This is a genomic window from Allorhizocola rhizosphaerae (genome assembly GCF_003426775.1).
GTDB classification, from domain to species: Bacteria; Actinomycetota; Actinomycetes; order Mycobacteriales; family Micromonosporaceae; genus Allorhizocola; species Allorhizocola rhizosphaerae.
Genome location: NZ_QJUG01000051.1, coordinates 1 through 18,346 on the forward strand (window position 1 = coordinate 1; position 18,346 = coordinate 18,346).

Sequence of the window (18,346 nt, forward strand, 5' to 3'; positions counted from 1 at the left end):
ATGCAGCGACTACGCTGCATTCTGCGGCCGCCGCAGTTGATATTGAATTGTCCACAACTTTCGATGATCGAGCGGCGGCCGTCCATCATCTGGCTGGGCTTCATTCCGCCAGCTCACACGGCATGTCGTGACTGCCGTACTAGTCGGCGCTTTAGCCTTTCGGTTTCGGGTTCGGCATTCCGCGACCGCGAGGAAAATGCCATCCTTTCTTCCCTACCGGCTTTCCGTCCATGCCTATCGGTTGCCCGTGCTCGTTGTATACCACGACGTAACCAGTGGGATATTTAGCGTTTGGTTCCATAATCCGAATCGGATGGGCATTCGGGTAGTCTTCCCCCGATCGCGCTCGCCTGCTGCCACACGATGCCCCGTCCATTGTCGGCAAGGCGCGCCTTCCAGCCGGATGGGATCTTATCCGGCGAACAACGCCGGTGACGGCCGCCATAGTAGCTACGTTCGCCGATGTCGCCACTTGGTGCGGCTACGAGTGGTACACATCGGCGCGGTGGTCGATGCGTACGACGTGCACGGTGTGCGTCTTGTCGTCAATGCGGTACACGACGCGGTAGGCGCCACGCCGGGCCGAGTGGTACGCGGCCAGCTCGTTGGTCAACGGTTTGCCCACGACGTAGGGTCGCGCCAGCAGCGGTCCGGTGATGAACTCGCCCACAGCGGCGGCCACCGCCATGGGTAGGCCGATCGGCGGCCCTTCGGTCAGGGCTCGGCGGGCGGCCGGCGCGAGCGACAGTTTGTAGGGTTCCTCCTCAGCCACGCTGCTCCCGCTTTGCGCGGGCGGCGAGCTGGCGATGCAGCTCGGCGGCGTCGATCGCCTCACCGGCGGCGATGTCGGCCTCGGCCTGGCGGATCTGCTCCAGCGCGCCAGGCTTGGAGAGCAGGTCGAGGGTCTCCTCCAGTGCCTGCAGGTCTGACACGGCCATCAGCACCGCCTCTGGCCGCCCGTTGCGGGTGATCACCACCCGTTCGTGGGTGTCGCGGACCTCGTCGAGGACGGCGGACAGTCGCGCCTTCGCATCAGCCAACGGAATCGTCGTCATGACCAGGATTCTAGTCACATCGCTGCACTCCGGCAACCCCGTGCGACATCGACCGAGATCCGAAGTTGGCTCAAAACATCTATACAGAAGTATTCAAGAGTGCGCCCGGCTACGCCGGGCGCACGCGCGCGCTATACCTTCGGCTCGCGCGCACGCACCCACGCAACAAGATCGGCCTGGACCTGGCGAAGCAGCAGAAACCCGGGCATACCAGGCCGTGACGATCCCCTCCCCGGCCAGCGTCATCAGTGCTTCCGGGGATCGACGCCATGCGCTACGCGACGTGCCACCGGACGACCCTGCCGACCGTCGCGATCGGACATTCTACATCCACCAATTCGCATACGTACTCGCGCGTGACAGCAACGCTGACGGCAACCGGGGCGGACAACCACGACCACCAGCGCACAACGGAGTGGCACCAATGCGCACAGTAGTTGCCGCACCACCGCCACAGTTTCGACGGCTACCGATGTCAATTGCCCCTGTCGAGTTCGATACGAATCGCCGCAGAGCCCTCTTCAAGCCAGCCGCAATAGGTATCGAACTCTAGGTGTCGGCCATCCGGCACATCACCCTGAGCAAGCGTTAGCAAATGCCTTGCTAGAGAACTAAGACCAGCCGCATTCCCAGAAATTACAATGGTTTTCTCCGGTGACTCCCAGACCTCAGCCCTTAGCAGGGTGTCTTCATCCCACCACGTCCCAACCCCGAGCGCAGCGTCGTAGGTCATGACGTCGACAGTTACCTGAGATGTCGGACGATTTGGCTGCTCACCAGCATCTACGGCAGGTGCCATCCGGGCTCCTCGGGAAGATAGATATGAATGTTGCTGACCGGGCCACCGCTCCGAACACCTGGACCGATTGGCTGGCTATAGGTCTCAAAATTGATGTGCGGATTTTGCCGTGGGTGGGCAAGGTCCGCATCCGTCATTCGCACTTGCCGAAGACCGTCGCGACTAAGGAAGCGGCCACCGCCTATATCGCGATATCCCGGCCCAAGGAAGTCTACCGCTGTATCGAGCGCATCATTCGTCGTCATATGCGCGCCGTCGCGGAGATTCTTGACACCACCAGGCACCAAACAGCCGGGGCCTGTGTTGTGTACCAGCACAGGAGTTTTCCCGGCGGGGAGTGTCAGAGGATCTTCGTGTTCGCGTTTCACCCGAGCGCCGGAAGCTGCGGGAACGCTTGGCAGGGCGCGGCGCTTACACCAGTGCGCCGATGGGCCCCTCGATGACGGCAAAGGCACGTGCTGGACGATTGGGGCGGCGATAGCCTACTCCGGGACCGGTCAGGGGCAGGCGGCCATCACGGCGTGCTCCGCGCTGCGCAGTGAAGGTAGGTCGATGGCGGCCGCGAGCTTCGTCTTGTCGCCGTCGGCGCCCTCGACCACGACGATGGCCTCCTCTATGGACAGTTGATAGGCGGATAGCTTTTCCTTCAGCTGTGTGTCGCCGACGTGTTCGGCTGCGCCGGCCACGTCTGAGTGCATGGCAGTGAAAGCGGTCTTCAGGTCATCGGTGGCTTTGGCGATGTCGGCGGCGGAGGGCTTGTCTCGGGCGAGGGCAGACGACACCGGCGCGAGCGCGTCGAGGGCTGTCTTGCGAGCCTCCATCACGGTGTCGCACACGGCCTTTGGATCGCCCGCTGCAATGGACGCGGATGTGGTCGGGTTGGGTGCCGGCTCGCCGCATGCCGATGCTGTCGCGAGCATCAGGCAGGCGAGAGCGGTGACGGGCAAACGTCCTAACTCGAATCGCACACGAACTCCCGTGGCTCAGAGGGCGAGCGCCGCTCGGGCGGCCAGGCCGAATCCCAGCACGATGATGACAGACCCGGTGGCTTCCGCGGGCACGGCGAGGCGGCCGAGCCATGCCCAGCGGTCGCGCACGCGCAGCAGCAACAGTCCGGCGGCGGTCAGCGTCGCCGCCATGCCCAAGCCATACACGACGATCAGGACGACGCCGAGCCAGAGGCGGCCCAGTGCCGCCGCGCCGAGAAGGACGACAAGCGCGGTTGGGCTGGGTACCAGACCACCGGCGATGCCAAGGGCGGTAAGGCTTTTGCGGCCGTCATGGTGGTGGTCGTGATGATGATGATGGTGATGGCCGCCGTGATGGTGGTGATCATAATGGTGGTGGTGATGATGGGCGTGCCGGTGGCGTAGGCCGTTGATGAGGATGCCGGCGCCGACGAGCGTGATGAGTACGCCGCTGGCCAGGCCCAGCCATTTGAGCGCGGACTCGGTGGCCAGGCCCGCGAACGCGGTGGTGGCCAGGCCCAGGATCAGCACGCTGGCGGTGTGGGTGAGGGTGACGGTGCCTCCGACGATGACCGCGTCGCGTCGCCGCCCCTGCCGCCCGGCCATGTACAGAGCCATCACGGTCTTGCCGTGCCCGGGGAGTGCCGCGTGCGCCGCGCCCAGAAGCGCCGACAGGAGCACCGCGAGCAACAAAACCAGCGGAGTCGCGTCTCCGAGGGCACGGGCAAGCCAGTCCTCGCCGCGTTGAAGCCAACCGCGCTCCACGGTGTCGGCGGCGACGGTGCCGGTCGTGACGGCAGCAGCAGCACCCGGCTGTACGGAGAAGTCGGCGGACCGGAAGAACGCGGGCAGGTCGGCCGTTGGCGAAACCTCGTTGCCGTTCACCACGATCTGTTGCATGCCGGTGCGATCGGGCAGGTACTGGTTGGCCACCGCGATGGTCGCCGGCGCGCCCAGTGCGGCGGGCGCCGACAGTTTGCACGTGAGCCGGCTGGTCTCCAGGCCGGCGGGCCCTTGCCGTTCCAGCAGTTGTGATTGGACTGTCCATTGCAGAGCCGTGCCTCCGACGCGCGTGTCAAGCTGCGAGGCGAACGCGGCGCAGTCGGGCGTGAGCTGCTTTGTCGGTACCTCGGCGAGGTCGATCACGGCGGCGACCTCGGCTCGATCCTGGTGCAGCGTGAGCTCGACAAGCTGGTCGACGGAGAGCGGGTCAAGCGGGTGGGCGGCGATCGCCGCCGTGAGCAGGATCGTGGCGATCACGAGACACACTCCAAGGCGTGGCGATGGCTTTGGTGGTGGAGGCACGGCGGCCGACCGCACCTTCACCAGGTCTTGCGGTGTCAGCCTGTGCGGGTGATCCGTACCGCGTCGGCGATGACATAGCCGGTGCCGGAGGTCCAGCGGCTGATGCCGACCTTGTTGGCGTCACCCGCGGCCAAGGTGAATCTGCCGAGCGTCACCCATCGGCCACCGTTGGCGCGCTGGTTCACGCGCACGGTCTGGTTGCCGGTCGGCGTCGCAATCATGAACGGGGTCGAATCGTTGTAGCCGGGGTCGTCCGCGTACCAGACAGAGACTTGATAGTTTCCGGTCTCCGGGATGTTCACCTTGTACCAGGCGACATCGCTGGCGGTGGTGTTCGGTGGGGCGTAACGATAATCAGCGCCGTACCGCTGGCTCGAATACATGGATGTTCCCCAGTTCGCGCTCGCGGTGAACCGGCCCGCCGTCGCGTTGTCGACGATGGTGCTCCACGCCGGGCGGACGGGGTTGATGTTGCTGAGGACGAACTGGTTTTTCGCGTCGGTCATGTAGCGGTTCAGGTAAGGCGAATATGTCTTGATGTCCAACGCGTCGGTGGTGGGGTTGTACGTCATGACGCGCAGGTAGCTGTTGGGGTCGCGCTGGGAACTGTTCTGGTAGTCGGCCTGGATCTGGTGCACGGTGTTGCCGTTGACGCCCTGTTGGGTGATGACACCTGCGTTGACGTAGTGCCCGGAGAACGTGAACCGGAAGTTCGCGTGCTTGCTGACCAGATTGGTCCACAGCTTGTTCCCGTTGGTGTCCTTGGTGGTGCCGTTCTGGTAGGCGTGGGTGACCAGAATCGCGTTGTGGTACGGATGCGCGGTCACCACCTGGTTGGCCCAGGCGATCTCGGCGTCGCTTGGCGCGTACTTCATCGCCACCACCAACCAGTCGACGCCACCCGCGGTGAAGGTGTGGTAGGCGTTGTCGTTGGCACTGGCGGGGTAGGTGCCGCCGAACGAGGGCAGCCCGGTGAAGGTGGCTCGTGGATAATGCGTGTTGTACCGTGTCGCCGCCCGGGTGGTGGTCGAGTCCAGGTCGTGGTTGCCGGGGCCGATGATGTACGGGACATCATCGGTGGGCAGGCCCATCGCACTCTTGCTGTTGTTCCACTGGAACAGCTGGTCGGAGTTGTCGACCACGTCACCGACATGCAGCACGTACCGAATGTTTTGGGCGGCCTGCTGGTTGTCGACCCATTGCATCTGTGCCCGGAACACCTCGGGCCAATACTCCGAGGCGTATTGGGTGTCCGGCAGCATCACGAGGGTGAAGTTCTCTGCGGCCAGTGCCTGAGCCTGTGCCTGTGGCACTTGGCCGTAGGAGGCCGACGCCACCAGGGTTGCCGTGACTGTCACAGCGACGCAGAGGGTACGGGCAAACTTGGTGATCCTCATCCTTCCTTCCATCCTCTGTCAGTAGAGCCAAACCGCGACACGTCATCGCATCGGATGCGGCGGTTGTCTTATGAGCGCGCCCCATCGGGGCCCGGAGTGAGGAACGGCCGCCCGCTATACACAGCGCCCGTGTTGGAAAGTTTCACGCATACGAGCTGCTAGCGCAAGAGTTTTTCAGTCATTAATTGACATTCGTTATACTGGCGCAGCGCGACGGCGGTGGCTAACTATGCTCGGCGGTATGACGCTCACGCCGCTGGGAACCGTAACCACCGCGGCGGTGCTCGGCGGTCAGCCCTTGGGCGAGCCAGATAAGTCGTCAGTCCCGCCGTCCGGTGCCCTGCTGACCCGGTGGACCACCGGTGCGGCCTTGACCGAGCTGCTTAGCGGTCCCGTCCATCCGGAGCTGCCCGACTGCTATCAACCGATCACCGCGAGCTGGGTAGCGCTGTGGCACGTCCAGGCCAGAGCTGTCGGACCTGAGATTCGTGTAGGGGCTGGCCGAGCTCGGGCCGGTCGCCGGTGGCTGGGACAGCGGTGAAGGGTTGGCGGCACTGACACTCCAGACCCCGGAGACAGTCCTCACGCTCGGTGGCTCAGACGTGGACGAGCTGGCCGTCTTCGCTGAGCAGGGAATTGGGGTATCGCGCCGCTGGACCGGCGATCTACGGCTTTCCGAAGCGGGCGAGCATCCCGATGTCGGCGTGGTGCGTTCGGGGCAAGGTGAGCTGACGTGGCGGCTGCCCGGGATGCGGCCCGGTGAGACAGTAGAACCGCAACCGCGGTCGACGGGAAGGTGCGGTTCCAGCCCAGCGCCTGAGGCATGCGCCCGCGGTCCCGTCATCGGCCGGCGCGGCGGGCAACGAATCGGCGGATCTTTTCGCTCGTGCCGCAGTCTTCCATGCTGCACCACCGGCGGCTACGGTTCTTACTTTCGTCGATGAAGAGGAACCGGCAGCCGCCGCAACCCTTGACCCGGGCGAGCCGACCGGCCGTGAGCAGGTCGACCGCGGCGTGCACGACCAACCGGACGGGCCTGGAGAGGCTCCGGTCGCGACGCCAGCTCCACTCATACGGCCCGCTGCCCTCGAACTGGGCGTTGCTCAACGCCTCCACCTCGGCGTCGCGAAGCGAGGTCAGCCCTCGGCGGCTCGGGCTTTCGCCCGCGGCGATCGCCCGGAAGATCTCGTCCAGACATTCGCGCATCCGCAAGGCGTCGGCGAACGCTTCGTCGGCGGCACCGGGATCGTCGCGGGCAAGCCGGCGCAGGCTCGCCGCCTCCACCTCGGTCGCCAAGCCCACATAGCGGCTCCACGCAACCACATCCAGGTATCCGGTCAGCACGTCGTCGTCGGGCGGACCGTCGGGCGGGCCGCTGCGGCTGTTGACGAAGTCGAGGGCGACGTTGCCGCCCACGAGCCGCATTCGGGTGACGTCGCTCAGTGCTTCCATCAGCTATGCCCCCTCGCATCCCGCGCGGCTGGCAGGCGGGTCACGAGCACGGTGATGCCCAGCAGCGGGACGAGCAAAGCGAGCGTCCACTGTAGACCGATGCCCTGCGCGACCAGGCCGATGGCAGCCGGTCCGAGCAGGATCCCCGCGTAGGCGAACGTGGTGAACCGCGCCACGAACGCGGCGGCGCCCGGCCCGGAGCCTCCGGCATGGCCGGCCGCGCTGAACGCGATGGGGATCAGCAGGGCGGTCCCCACGCCGACGACGGCGAAGCCCGCGACCCCGCCCACCGGATGCGGACTGGCCACCACTAGAGCGAATCCGGCCGCGCCCACCAGACCGCCGAGACGGAAGAGCCGGGCGGGGCCGAACCGTTGCGTCAACCGGTCTCCGACGAGGCGGGCCAGGGTCTGGCAGCCGCTGAACGCGACCAGCGCCATCGACGCCAATGTCAGCGATGCGCCGCGCTCCTCGTGCAGCAACACCCCGCTCCACGTCAGGGCCGCGCCCTCACAGACCATGAGCACCGTGCCCGTGAGTCCCAACATGACCACGGCCCGGCTCCAGCGGGCACGCCACCCCGGGCGATGCGCCGCGGCGGCCGCAGTGGCCGACCTGTCGACCCGATCGGCTGACGCCGAGAGCAGCCCTGGCCAGAGGGCAAGCCCACCGACGACGACCACGGCGGCCACCGCCGCGAAGTGGCCGGCAACGCCGAGCCCCGAGCTGATTATGGTGGCCCCGCCGGCCGCGGCGGCCACGGCGCTGATGCTCCAGGCGGCGTGGCAGCGACTCATGACCGCACGACCGAGCTCCCGCTCGACTGCCACCGCATGAGCGTTCATCGAAACGTCGAGGCTGCCGTGCACCGCGCCGAAGAAGACCGAGGCCACGGCCAAGCCGGCGAAGCTGTCGGTGAAGCTGAAACCGGCCAGCACCAACGGCATCGCCAGCAATCCGAACCGGATGAGCCAGGCACTGCCGTAACGAGCCACCAGGCCGCCGACGAATTGCATGGCGACCACCGCACACGCGCCGAACAACGTCGACGCGAGGCCGACCTGGAAGCTGGACAGCTGCAGATCGGCCTTTAACGACGGCAGCCGCACGACATAGGAGGCGATCATGAGGCCGTTGAGGAAGAACACGGCCGTGACGGCCGCACGGGCACGCCGTGACACACGCGGCGAGTCGAGGATGGTCATGTCGCTGCCTTATCCGTGGGCTGTTACCACCATACAACATTTTGATGGTAACAGATGAGGGGCGTGCGGTTCAGCGCCGTCAACAATTTGTCGGCATTCCGGCGACACCGGTGGTCGAGACTTGGAGCCAAGTGTTCGAAGAAATGGACATCGATCACTACGAAGTTCGTCGGGATACGGCCACCGGACAGCTCCGGGGTGCCGCGAGAACTGGTCGGCCTGTTTGCGTTCGCCCGCTGCACGCCAGGGGCACACGCCACCGCCCGCCACGTCAGCTCCTCCACCACGGGCACGTGGCCGCGCGCCTGGCGGCAAACGGGTAGCGACATCTACAGCGAGGGTCGCTTCGGCGAGCACGGCGGCACCCACCTGAGCGTGTTGGGTGGAGCGCTGCGCCTGGGTGAGTTGCGGCCCGGCGGCGGGCGCATCCGGCACGCACTGAAAATCATTGTGCCGCACCGCATCCAGTGGCACGCGCCGCCGGGCGTGAACAACTGGGTCTGGCCCGCCTTCAACGGGGACAACAACGGCAACCGCGGATCAGACCCGCACGTGGTCCAGGGTGCGCTGTATGCACTGCCGCCCTGGATCGGCCTGAACGCGCTCGGCCTGGAGACCGAGCCCGCCCGGCAGATCGCCTGGACCCTGCAGAACTACGGCGCGTACAACGTCGACAGCACACCCGCGCAAACCTGCGCCATCGGTGTCGAGATCGGACCGGCCGGCGACTTCCGCAACCAGTTCCGTGCCGACTGGGGCTTTCCCATGGTGCGCGAGTCATATACAAACCCGAACATCGCCCGGCTGCGGCAGGACTACACCGGCTGGAGCGACGGCGCCAACACCGGACCGTGGATCCGGGACCTGGACCGCATCTTCGGCAACCTGCACGTGATCACCAACAACGGACCGGACTCCATCGGGGCGGTGGCACACCACGGCAGCCGCTCTAGCGCCAGACGATCGCGCTGTGGGCGATCGAGGTGGAGGTCGGTCTGACCGCGTGGCCAAGGACCCATCCCTGTGGTCCCACGGCGGCAGCCCCTGCGCTGTCGTGGCCGGCCGGGAGCGCCAACGTCTGCGGCTGCGCACCGGGACCGCTCCACAACAGTGCTCGGGTGGTGAGGGTGTCGACCGAGGCCGTGCCGACTATGGTTCCGGCATCGTTGATCGAAACCGCAACGTAGGACCGGACATTGGGTTGGTCGATGGGCAGTTGCCGTATCGTGCCGGCTTGCCAGACCCACCCGGCGTTGCGCCCGTCGGCGGTGCCCGCCTCGCCGACCACCTGCCCTAGGTTGTTGATGGCGTAGGGGAAGGTGTTCGGTCCGCCAAGGGTTCCCAGATCGCGAGCGGTGCCGTTGTGCCAGAGGAAGGGCCGGCTGGTGATGTCGTATGTCGGCGTGATGGTGTACCGGTAGACGCCCACAATCTGTTCGGCGTCGTTGATGGCGAACGGGATGACACCGGGTTCCAGGTTGATGGTGGAGATCGTGCTGCCCCGCCGGATGAAGCCGCGGCTGCCCTGGAACTGGGCCGGGAAGCCCTGACCGACCGTGTAGCGACCCACGATCGTGCCGGTGTTGTTGATGTCGCGGGCCTCCGCCCACGGCCCGTCACCGAGCGCCCCGAGGTCGGTAATCTTCCACGAGCTGGTCGGCGGCTTGCGGCCCTGCGGGTCGCGGGTAATCACCTCCTGCCACATGACGGCGTGGTAGCGATTGTCGGGGGCCAGGCTCTGCCCGACGATGCGGCCCTGGTCGTCGATGTCGTATGCCTCGCTTGACCCGCTGCCGAGCGTGCCCAGGTCTTCGGCCCGCCCATTACGCCAGACCACGGCATGAAACGCGCCGTCAGCGGTGGTGCTGGTTCCGACGATCACGCCGGCACTGTTGATCCCGTCGGCGAAGGCCGTGTCGCCGCCGAGCGTTGGCAACACGTACGGCCGCAAGGCGGCGACCGTGGCCGGGTTGGCCGTGGCCGGAGAGGCAGTTGTCCCTAGCACCGCCACCACAATCAGCGCCGCCAGCAGGCGCGGCGTGGACTTGCGTTCCATGACTGCACCCCTTTCTGTCATTCACCCCCGACGATATGAGAACCGCGACCCCATAATCCTTATCACTTCATTACGTTGACCTGGCATACGCCGTTGACCTTGCGTATTCAGAACCGCAGGGCGGAAACTCCAATGTGGACAAGCGATCGACTCAACGCGGGTGCAGGCGCACCTTTCCCGTGATTGTGCTCCGGCTGGCCCCGGACGCGGCGTCGCCATCCATGTCGGCCGACACCACCAGTGCCGCTCGCGGCTGCTGCGCTGATTTCTCGTCGCGCCGTGGTGTCGTGACGGGTATCGTGTCCGAGCCGGCCGCGGGACTTCGGTGCGACTTCCGAAAACCCGCCTCTGAAGCGATGCTTCGCAGTTCGTGCCCCTATTCCCCGGCCGGCGCCCAAGTCGTTCGATGGAGAGGTCGGGCCCTGGTCATGTCGCGTGCGGAGCGGGTCGCGTGCGAAGACGTGGTCATGTTCGTCAACGCCGCGATCGCGTCGACGGCTCAGCGGGAGTTCCATTCCGGAGCCGCCGCGCAGCGCATGTCGTTGGGGTTCCTGCATGAGTATGTTTTGGGCAATTATCGCGAGCTGTATGCGGCGACCCTGGCCCTGGACGTCAACCAGCTCAACGCCGCCATGGTCGTGACCAACCTGCTGCGCACCGCGCGGGAGGCAAGTCCCGAGCAGCGCGCGCTGGAAGGGCGGCTGATCGCGGTGCGGCTGCGATCGCTGCCGCCACAACGGGTCTACGGCGTGCTCCGCGAGCTGCGCCGGTTGGGGGTCAACAACAGGCGCACCCGAGCCATTGTGCGCGACTGGGTGGCGGCCCGGCCCGACGCGGCGTTCGACGCGGTCAAGTATCGCCGGTCGTTGGCGGTTGCCGCCCGCCACGCCCACCTGCCGCTGCCCGGCGAGGTGGGCATGGCGCTGTTCAATTGGCGCCGCCCCAAGCGATATCAGACGCCCATCCTGGAGGCGTGGCGGCGCGCCCACTACGAGCAGCAGGCCCTGTACGAGTTGCCGTACACGGTCGCCGAGGGACTGGCCGCCAAGCACGGCATCGACCGGTCTCGCTTCCTGTCTGGGATAGCGCCCAAGCTCACCGCCGGCGAACGGCTGCGCCTGCAGGCCACCGCCGCGCGGCACAATGTGGACGGTCTCACCCTTGACCTCGCCACCGCTCCCCTGACCCGCCTCGCGATCTATGCGCTGTCGCTGCCCCGCCCCGAGCGCGCCCAGCGCCGCGACGAGCTGACCACAGCGCTGCGCGCTGCCGCCGCCCGGGCCGCGGGGCGGCAGGCGGGCACCTGGGGCCAGGTGGTGGCCGTGCTCGACGACAGCTATTCCGCCGCCGGGTCCGGCGTGAAGCGTCACCGGCCGCTTGCCGTCGCCCTGGCCACGCACTACCTGCTGGAGACCCTCGCAGCCGACTACACCGGGCTGTGGCTGCACCACCGCGGCGACCCGTTGCTCGTGCATCCCATCGGCGCCACCGGGCTGGGCGAGCGCATCCTCGACGGTCTCGAACAGCGCCCCGACCGGCTGGTCATCGTCTCCGACGGCTGGGACAACGCCCCACCCGGGCAGGCCGGTGAGGTGTTGCGCATCTGGCGCACCCGGCTCGACCCCCGCCAGGCCACAACTGTCGTGCACCTCAATCCCGTTTACGACGCCGACACCTTTGACGTGCGGCGCCTCGCGCCGGGCGTGGCCACCGTCGGCATTCGCGATGCCGAGGATGCCGTCGCCCTCGTCGAGCTGGCCCGCTTCGCCACCGGCGGCGCCGACTTCGCCGAGCTGCGCCGCCACCTCGCCAACCAGGTCGAGCGATATCTCAACGCCCAGGAGACAGCGTCGTGACGACCACCGTTGACGGGATCGACCTGACCGGCCTTACCGTCGGCCCCGCACAGACGTGGGGCGCGATCCGGCTCGTCCCGCTGCTGCGGCCGACTCCCATTATCGGTCTGCGCCTGCACGACCGCCTCCACACCCCCGCCCACCTGTCGATCGTCCACACTGGAGGGCGCAGGTCGTACGTGTCCTATATCCCGCACGCGTTCGTCGCCACCTGGACCACCGACGCCACCCCTGCCGCCGCCTACGGAACACAGCTGTCCGATCCCACCGACATCGTCGACCTTGACTGCGTCCGGCTGGCGTTCCACCGCCGGATGGCCCGCCGCGAAGACAAACAGCGGCTGCGGTTCCTGCCGCTGCACCTGGCCATGGAGGGATACCTCGCGCTGCAGTTCGGCGGCCCCACCATCGCCTGGCAGGAATGGACCCGCCACGCCGTCAATCGCGGCCTGTCCCCCCGCGCCGAGGACAGTTACACCGGCGCCGCCATCGCCGGCCTCGACGACGCACTGCGCATCTTCGAAATTTAACCCGACCAATGCGGCATGATGCTGTACGTCGCCGACGCCCTCGCCGCCGCGTTCGTCGTCCCGCACCCCGACGACTACCGGGCCCTGCACCCCACCCTCCTGCTGGACCTCTATGGCGAGGTGCTCTACCACTACGCGTACCTCTACCCGGCCGTGCCCGACTTCACCGCCCGCCTCGACGACACCCGCATCGCCGGCGTCGCCGACCTGCGCGCCCAACTCGCTCAGGTCCGCACCGACTGGACGGCCTTCCACACCCTCATGGCCGGCGGACTGCTCACCGCCGGGCCCTTCACCGTCACGCCCGTGCAGCGCATGGGCCGCTTCACCCTGTCCCGTTTCCTGCCCGCGTTCCATCCCGACACCGAAAACCACATCGGTGAAACCATCACCGACCGGGATGGCCAGCTGGCCTACCTCAAGACGTTCCGGCTGTCGGCCGCCCAAACCCGCCGCGGACACCTGCTATCCCAACTCGCCGCGCACGACTGGAACCTCGACACCACCGCCACCGCCCTCCATACCGACCGGCAAGGACTCGTGCTGCGCCTCGACCGCGCCGGCTTCGGCCACCTGCTCCGTCCCGAAATCATCGACGCCTGCCGCAATCGCGCCAGACAGATGAGCAACCAATCGACGAAAGCCTGAGGCGAGAGCAGCGACAAGCCTGCCCTACTACGTCAACTGCGCACCCACCAATTCGAATATGTAGTTACGATCTGCGACGTGCCCGCCACCGAAGTCGCGCCAAAGGCCCTTTCCATCCGAGTGTTAGGCCCGGTCGAGCTGCTCACGGATGGCCGGCTGATCCAGTTGAACTCGCAGGAGCGCGGGGTGCTGGCCACACTGGCAGCGCAGTCGGGCCGGCTCATCGCGGCCGACGGGCTCATCGACGCGCTGTGGACGCAATCGCCACCGAAGTCCGTGCGCAACCGCATCCACGCTCTCATCTCGACCCTGCGGCGCCACATGGGCGCCTATGCCATCGCCAGCCGATCGGGCGGATATCTGTTGCGCCTCAATGAGGGCGACCACCTTGACGCGATCGCGTTCGAGCGGCTCGTCGCCGACGCCCGTAACCACCTTGCCGCCGCGGACAACACCGCTGCGGTCGGCCTCTACCGCCATGCGTTGGATCTGTGGCGGGGCAAGGCTTATGGCGATGTCGCCCTTTCTCATCTGGTACCGGAGGCGACGCGCCTGGACGAGCTGCACCGCAATGCGCGGGCCGAATACTTCGACGCACGCCTGCGCCTGGGCGCACACGCCGAGGTCATCGGCGAGCTGACGGCATTGGTGGCGCAGGAGCCGCTGGAGGAGCAACTGCGCGGTCAGCTGATGTTGGCGCTGTACCGCTGCGGGCGGCAGGTGGAGGCGCTGCAGATCTTCGAGAGCGGTGCCCGTGTCCTTGCCGAGGAGCTCGGCCTGGATCCGTGTCAGCGGCTGCGGACTCTACGCCACGCCATCCTGTGCGAGGATCCGTCGCTGGCGGCGCCGCGCCAGCGTGCCGTCACCGGTCGCGTGCCCAAGCAACTGCCGGCCGGCATCGCGGACTTCGTCGGGCGGGCACAGGAACTGACGGCGATCCGCACCCGGTTGGGCCAGGCCGACTCCGCGCACGCCGCTTCGATCGTGTCCATCGTCGGCATGCCCGGTGTGGGCAAGACGGCCATCGCGATCCGGGCGGCGCATGAGGCGCAGGCGTCCTATCCGGATGGGAGCCTGTTCGTGCGGCTGCGGGACAGGGGGCCGCTCGACGCGCTCGGGCAGTTCCTGCGGGCGCTGGGGCAGGACCCGGCACGGCTGCCCATCGACCTGGACGAGCGCGCGGCCATGTTCCGGTCCATGCTGTGCCATCGGCGGGTCCTGATCGTGCTCGACGATGTGCTCTCTGAGCACCAGGTCCGCCCGCTGCTGCCCAGTGCCGGCAGCGCGGTGATCATCACCAGCCGCAACGAGCTGGCCGGGCTGGAATCGGCGCGGCCGGTCAGGGTACCGCCAATGTCTTTATTGGACAGTATGACGATGCTGTCGCAGCTCACCGGCGGGGAACGCGTCGCCGCCTGTCCCGACGCGGCGGCCCGGGTGGCGGAACTGTGCGGGCGGCTGCCGCTGGCGCTGCGTGCCGTCGGTGCCCGCCTGGCCCGGCGACCGGAGCTGGCGATGAGCACCGTCGCCGGGCAGCTCGCGCCCGAGCACGACCGCCTCGACCTGTTGACGGCGGGCGATCTGGACGTGCGGAGCACGATGTGGTCCTGCCTCGACGGGCTGGACCCGGATCTGGCGCACCTCCTGCGGGAGCTGGCCGATCACCACACGATCGTGGCCTCGTCCTGCCGCCGGGCACAGCTGGAGCGGCTGGCGGCGGCGGGCCTGGTGGACACGGCCGACGGCAAGGTCTACCGGGCTCACGTGCTGATCCGGCTCGCCGCGCGGGAACGGCTGCCCACCGAGGAACAGAGGTTTCGAAGAATATTCAAAGATGTCGGCGGCACGCTCTGGCAACGGGCCTGAACCCAGGTCTGACCAGTCCGGAAAGGAGAGTGCGCGATGACCAAGATCATGCGCGGCGCAGGCGATCGCCTGCTCGGCATGTTCCTGCCGTCGGCGACCGCCGGTGCCTGCATCCCCGAGCACGGGCAACCGTGCTCGAGCTGCACCTGCATCAACGACGGCGGGATCATCCGCTGTTACCGCAACAAGTTCAACTGCTACGGCCGGTGCGTCCGGTCCACCAGCTGCTGCTGCTAAGCGACCCAAAATGGCGCCGCCCTCGGGTGGCGCCATTCCCCGGACAGATCGGAGGACAAGTGGTTCCCGCGCTCACCGCCGCGGTGGTCATCCTCGCCATCGCCGTCATCGTCAACATGCTTCTCACGTTTGCCATGATCCGCCGGCTCAGGGCCAGCGAGCTGGCCGCCAAGCAGGACGCCGAGGCGTTCCGGCCCAGCGTCGGCTCCCCGGTCGGCGAGTTTTCCGCCACCGCGACCGACGGGTCCGCATGGGACAGTCGCGCCCTCGGCATCGGGACCCACACCGTGGCGTTCCTCCTGCCGAACTGCGGCGGCTGCACCAGCCTGGTCAACCGGCTCACCCCCGCACACCAACCGGACCGCTCGATCGTCGTCGTGGTCAGCGGGAGCGCCGACGACCCCGCCACGGTCGCGGTCGTCCAGGCGATCCCGGGCGACCTCAAGGTGGTCATCGCCCAGCTCGGCGGCGACGTCGGCCAGGCGTTCAAGGTGGCCACGTTCCCGACCATCGTCCAGGTGGTCGAGGGCAGGATCGCCGCGGTCGGCGAGACCTTCGACGAGCTGCCGGTCGCCGTCGGGGTCGGCTGATGCGCAGCCATTCGCGCCTGGCGTGGGAGGCGCTGCGCCTCGGCCGCCAGGCCGCCGGTGGGACCGCTGCGGCAACCCTGTTGATCACGCTGCTGCTCAGCGTGGCGCCGGCGCTGGCCGCCTATCTCACCAAGCTGGTGATAGACGAACTCACCGGCGCGGCGGCCGACCCGGGGCGCGCGGTGCTGCTGACGGGAGCCGCGGCGGCGGCCACAGGTGCCGCCGCCGTCCTGGGCTACGCCAGCGGCTTCCTCAGCATGCGCATGCAGAACGAGATCGTCGTGCACGTCCAGAAGCGACTCTACGAGCGGGTCAACCGCTTTCTCGGGCTGCGCTACTTCGAGGACCCCAACTTCGCCGACCGGCTGCGCCTGGCCGAGGACGCCGCCAAGGACGCGCCGAGCGTGCTCGGCTCGTTCGCGATGACGCTCGTGCGCTCGGCGGTGACCGCCGGGGCGTTCATCGGTGTGCTTATCGCGATCTGGGCGCCGATGGCCGTGCTCCTGCTCCTGGTGACTGCGGCGGCGCTGTTCGCCCAGCTCGCGCTGGCCCGGCGGGAGGCGGCCGTGGCCCACGCCACCACCGCCGTGCAGCGTCGCCAGCTGCTGTACCAGCAACTGCTCACGGATTTGCGCTCCGCCAAGGAAATCCGGCTCTTCGGGCTGGGCGGGCTGTTCCAGCACCGCATGATCGACTCGTTGCGCCACGCCACCGACACCGAGCTCGGCGTGCAGCGCCGCTCCTCGATCATCCAAAGTGGACTGGCGTTGCTGGGCGCGCTGGTCGCCGCGCTCGGCGCGATGGTGGTGGTCCACCGGGCGGCGGCCGGCCCGCTCACCGCGGGCGACTTCACGCTCTTCGTGGCGGCCGTCGCGGCCCTGCAGGGCGCCGCGTTCGCCACGATCAGCCAGCTGCAGGTCGCCTCGCGCAGCACCCGCCTGTTCGCCAACTTCGTCGAGGTCATGAACGCGCCGCAGGATCTCGTCGACGGCGAGGGCGATCCCGGGCCGCTGCGCGACGCCATCGAGCTGCAGGACGTGTGGTTCCGCTACCACGAGTCCGGCCCGTGGGTGCTGCGCGGCGTGACCATGGCCATCCCCGCCGGGCATGCCGTCGGCCTCGTCGGCTACAACGGCGCGGGCAAGAGCACACTGGTCAAACTGCTGTGCCGGTTCTACGATCCCGAGCGCGGCCGGATCACGTGGGACGGCAAGGACATCCGCTCCTTCTCGGTCGCCGCGCTGCGCCGCCGCCTCGGCGCCACGTTCCAGGACTTCCAGGTCTACGATCTGCCCGCCGCCGAAAACATCGGCATCGGCGACCTGGACCGGTTCGACGATCGGGAGGCGATCCGCCGCGCCGCCCGCCTGTGCGACCTGGACGACACGCTGCAGAGCCTGCCCAAGGGCTACGACACCCTGCTGAGCCGGGTGTTCTTCGCCGACGAGGGCATGGAAAACGGGGTGGCGCTGTCGGGTGGGCAGAATCAGCGGCTCGCGCTGGCGCGGGCGCTGCTGCGCGACCGGGCCGACGTGCTGATCCTCGACGAGCCGAGCTCGGGACTGGACGCACACGCCGAGCATCAGCTCCACCAGGTGCTCTATGAGCACAGCGCCGAACGCACGTGCCTGCTCATCTCGCACCGGCTGGGCGCCATGCGGGCGGCCGACGCGATCGCGGTGCTCGCCGACGGGGTGATCGTCGAGCTGGGCAGCCACGACGAGCTGATGAGCCGCGACGGGGCCTACGCCGAGTTGTTCACTCTGCAGGCGGCGTCCTATCAGGACGATCGACTGGGCGGTGATCAGGAACCGGTCGAGTTCACCATCTCGGTACCGATCGGATCAAGCTTCCCGGGCGGACCCGCATGATGTGGGTCCTCGCCGGGAGCGCCGGCCTGGTGGTGGCCATGGTCGTGCTGCTGCTGCGGCAGCGCGCACTGATCATCACGGTGGAGGGACACAGCATGGCGCCGACCTACGCCAGCGGCGATCGGCTGCTCGTGCGGCGCGGCAAGACCTGCTGCACCGGCGATGTCGTGGTGTTCCGCGTGGAACAGCCCCTGCCCGACTCTCCGCCGATGCTCGTCAAGCGGGTCGCGGCGGTCGCGGGCGATCCCGTGCCGGAGGCCGTCCGGCCGGCCGTGGCCGCCGATGTGGTACCGGACGGGAACTTCGTGGTGCTGGGCGACAACAGCCGCAGCCTGGACTCGCGCAAGCTGGGCCTGATCCCGGTCGATGCCCTCGTCGGCACGGTCACGCGGCAGGTTCGCCGCCGCTGAGCGCGACCACCCCCTCCCGCCCCGATCTCGCCACCAGCGAACGCAACCGCCCCCTTCCGCCACCACTTCGCCGCCGCCAAACGCGACCACCCCTCCGCCTC

The 18,346-nt window shown here is 67.8% G+C and carries 17 protein-coding genes and 1 pseudogene; 9 read left to right on the top strand and 9 right to left on the bottom strand.

The window, feature by feature from the left end; genetic code table 11:
• Positions 1–481: 481 nt before the first annotated feature.
• From DM816_RS13305 to DM816_RS42490, 3 genes are all read right to left on the bottom strand, one after another.
• A complete protein-coding gene (locus tag DM816_RS13305) occupies positions 482–772 on the bottom strand; it encodes a type II toxin-antitoxin system RelE family toxin (protein ID WP_211588678.1) in 291 nt (96 codons plus the stop codon).
• The gene (locus DM816_RS13310; RefSeq protein ID WP_117210531.1) at positions 765–1,055 is read right to left on the bottom strand and encodes a type II toxin-antitoxin system Phd/YefM family antitoxin; all 291 of its coding nucleotides are present in this window, start codon (positions 1,053–1,055) and stop codon (positions 765–767) included. The genes DM816_RS13305 and DM816_RS13310 overlap by 8 nt, the downstream gene beginning before the upstream one ends.
• A 475-nt stretch (positions 1,056–1,530) precedes the next feature.
• On the bottom strand, positions 1,531–1,788 hold the full coding sequence (locus tag DM816_RS42490) for an Imm32 family immunity protein (RefSeq protein WP_162907414.1): 258 nt from the start codon (positions 1,786–1,788) through the stop codon (positions 1,531–1,533).
• 20 nt (positions 1,789–1,808) lie between these two features.
• On the opposite strand from DM816_RS42490, the gene DM816_RS13315 reads away from it, so the two are divergent.
• On the top strand, positions 1,809–2,297 hold the full coding sequence (locus tag DM816_RS13315) for a hypothetical protein (protein WP_117210532.1): 489 nt from the start codon (positions 1,809–1,811) through the stop codon (positions 2,295–2,297).
• Between the two features lie 54 nt (positions 2,298–2,351).
• Here DM816_RS13315 and DM816_RS13320 read toward each other — a convergent pair whose 3' ends face one another.
• The 5 genes from DM816_RS13320 to DM816_RS13340 all read right to left on the bottom strand — a co-directional run bounded on the left by DM816_RS13320 (position 2,352) and on the right by DM816_RS13340 (position 8,181).
• A complete protein-coding gene (locus DM816_RS13320) occupies positions 2,352–2,822 on the bottom strand; it encodes a hypothetical protein (protein WP_162907415.1) in 471 nt (156 codons plus the stop codon).
• Between the two features lie 15 nt (positions 2,823–2,837).
• Positions 2,838–4,082, bottom strand: coding sequence for an urease accessory protein UreH domain-containing protein (locus DM816_RS13325; RefSeq protein ID WP_117210534.1), 1,245 nt, complete (start codon positions 4,080–4,082; stop codon positions 2,838–2,840).
• Positions 4,083–4,162: 80 nt separating this feature from the next.
• A complete protein-coding gene (locus DM816_RS13330) occupies positions 4,163–5,524 on the bottom strand; it encodes a golvesin C-terminal-like domain-containing protein (RefSeq protein WP_211588679.1) in 1,362 nt (453 codons plus the stop codon).
• 840 nt (positions 5,525–6,364) lie between these two features.
• Positions 6,365–6,976 (bottom strand): CGNR zinc finger domain-containing protein, encoded by a 612-nt coding sequence (locus DM816_RS13335; protein ID WP_117210536.1) that lies wholly within the window; start codon positions 6,974–6,976, stop codon positions 6,365–6,367.
• Positions 6,976–8,181 carry an MFS transporter gene (locus tag DM816_RS13340; RefSeq protein WP_117210537.1) on the bottom strand — a complete coding sequence of 402 codons (1,206 nt, stop codon included), beginning with the start codon at positions 8,179–8,181 and terminating at the stop codon, positions 6,976–6,978. The genes DM816_RS13335 and DM816_RS13340 overlap by 1 nt, the downstream gene beginning before the upstream one ends.
• Positions 8,182–8,379: 198 nt before the next feature.
• Between DM816_RS13340 and DM816_RS13345 the strand changes: the two genes are divergently transcribed.
• A complete protein-coding gene (locus DM816_RS13345; RefSeq protein ID WP_117210538.1) occupies positions 8,380–9,180 on the top strand; it encodes a hypothetical protein in 801 nt (266 codons plus the stop codon).
• Here DM816_RS13345 and DM816_RS13350 read toward each other — a convergent pair.
• Positions 9,131–10,237: a hypothetical protein gene (locus tag DM816_RS13350; RefSeq protein WP_162907417.1), complete on the bottom strand. Its 1,107-nt coding sequence runs from the start codon at positions 10,235–10,237 to the stop codon at positions 9,131–9,133. The genes DM816_RS13345 and DM816_RS13350 overlap by 50 nt on opposite strands.
• 428 nt (positions 10,238–10,665) lie before the next feature.
• Here DM816_RS13350 and DM816_RS13355 point away from each other — a divergent pair, with 428 nt between their 5' ends.
• The 7 genes and pseudogenes from DM816_RS13355 to DM816_RS13385 all read left to right on the top strand — a co-directional run bounded on the left by DM816_RS13355 (position 10,666) and on the right by DM816_RS13385 (position 18,245).
• Positions 10,666–12,093: a hypothetical protein gene (locus tag DM816_RS13355; RefSeq protein WP_117210540.1), complete on the top strand. Its 1,428-nt coding sequence runs from the start codon at positions 10,666–10,668 to the stop codon at positions 12,091–12,093.
• Positions 12,090–13,271, top strand: a pseudogene (locus DM816_RS45780) (ARPP-2 domain-containing protein). Before DM816_RS13355 ends, DM816_RS45780 begins: the two are co-directional and overlap by 4 nt.
• 78 nt (positions 13,272–13,349) lie before the next feature.
• A complete protein-coding gene (locus DM816_RS13365) occupies positions 13,350–15,137 on the top strand; it encodes an AfsR/SARP family transcriptional regulator (protein WP_117210541.1) in 1,788 nt (595 codons plus the stop codon).
• 36 nt (positions 15,138–15,173) lie between these two features.
• A complete protein-coding gene (locus DM816_RS13370) occupies positions 15,174–15,374 on the top strand; it encodes a hypothetical protein (protein WP_117210542.1) in 201 nt (66 codons plus the stop codon).
• 59 nt (positions 15,375–15,433) lie between these two features.
• Entirely contained in the window at positions 15,434–15,964 is a 531-nt protein-coding gene (locus tag DM816_RS13375) for a hypothetical protein (protein WP_117210543.1), read from the top strand.
• Complete coding sequence (locus DM816_RS13380; protein ID WP_117210544.1) at positions 15,964–17,835, top strand: ABC transporter ATP-binding protein; 1,872 nt, start codon at positions 15,964–15,966, stop codon at positions 17,833–17,835. The genes DM816_RS13375 and DM816_RS13380 overlap by 1 nt, the downstream gene beginning before the upstream one ends.
• Positions 17,832–18,245 (top strand): S26 family signal peptidase, encoded by a 414-nt coding sequence (locus DM816_RS13385; RefSeq protein ID WP_117210545.1) that lies wholly within the window; start codon positions 17,832–17,834, stop codon positions 18,243–18,245. Before DM816_RS13380 ends, DM816_RS13385 begins: the two co-directional genes overlap by 4 nt.
• The last annotated feature ends 101 nt before the right edge of the window (positions 18,246–18,346 follow it).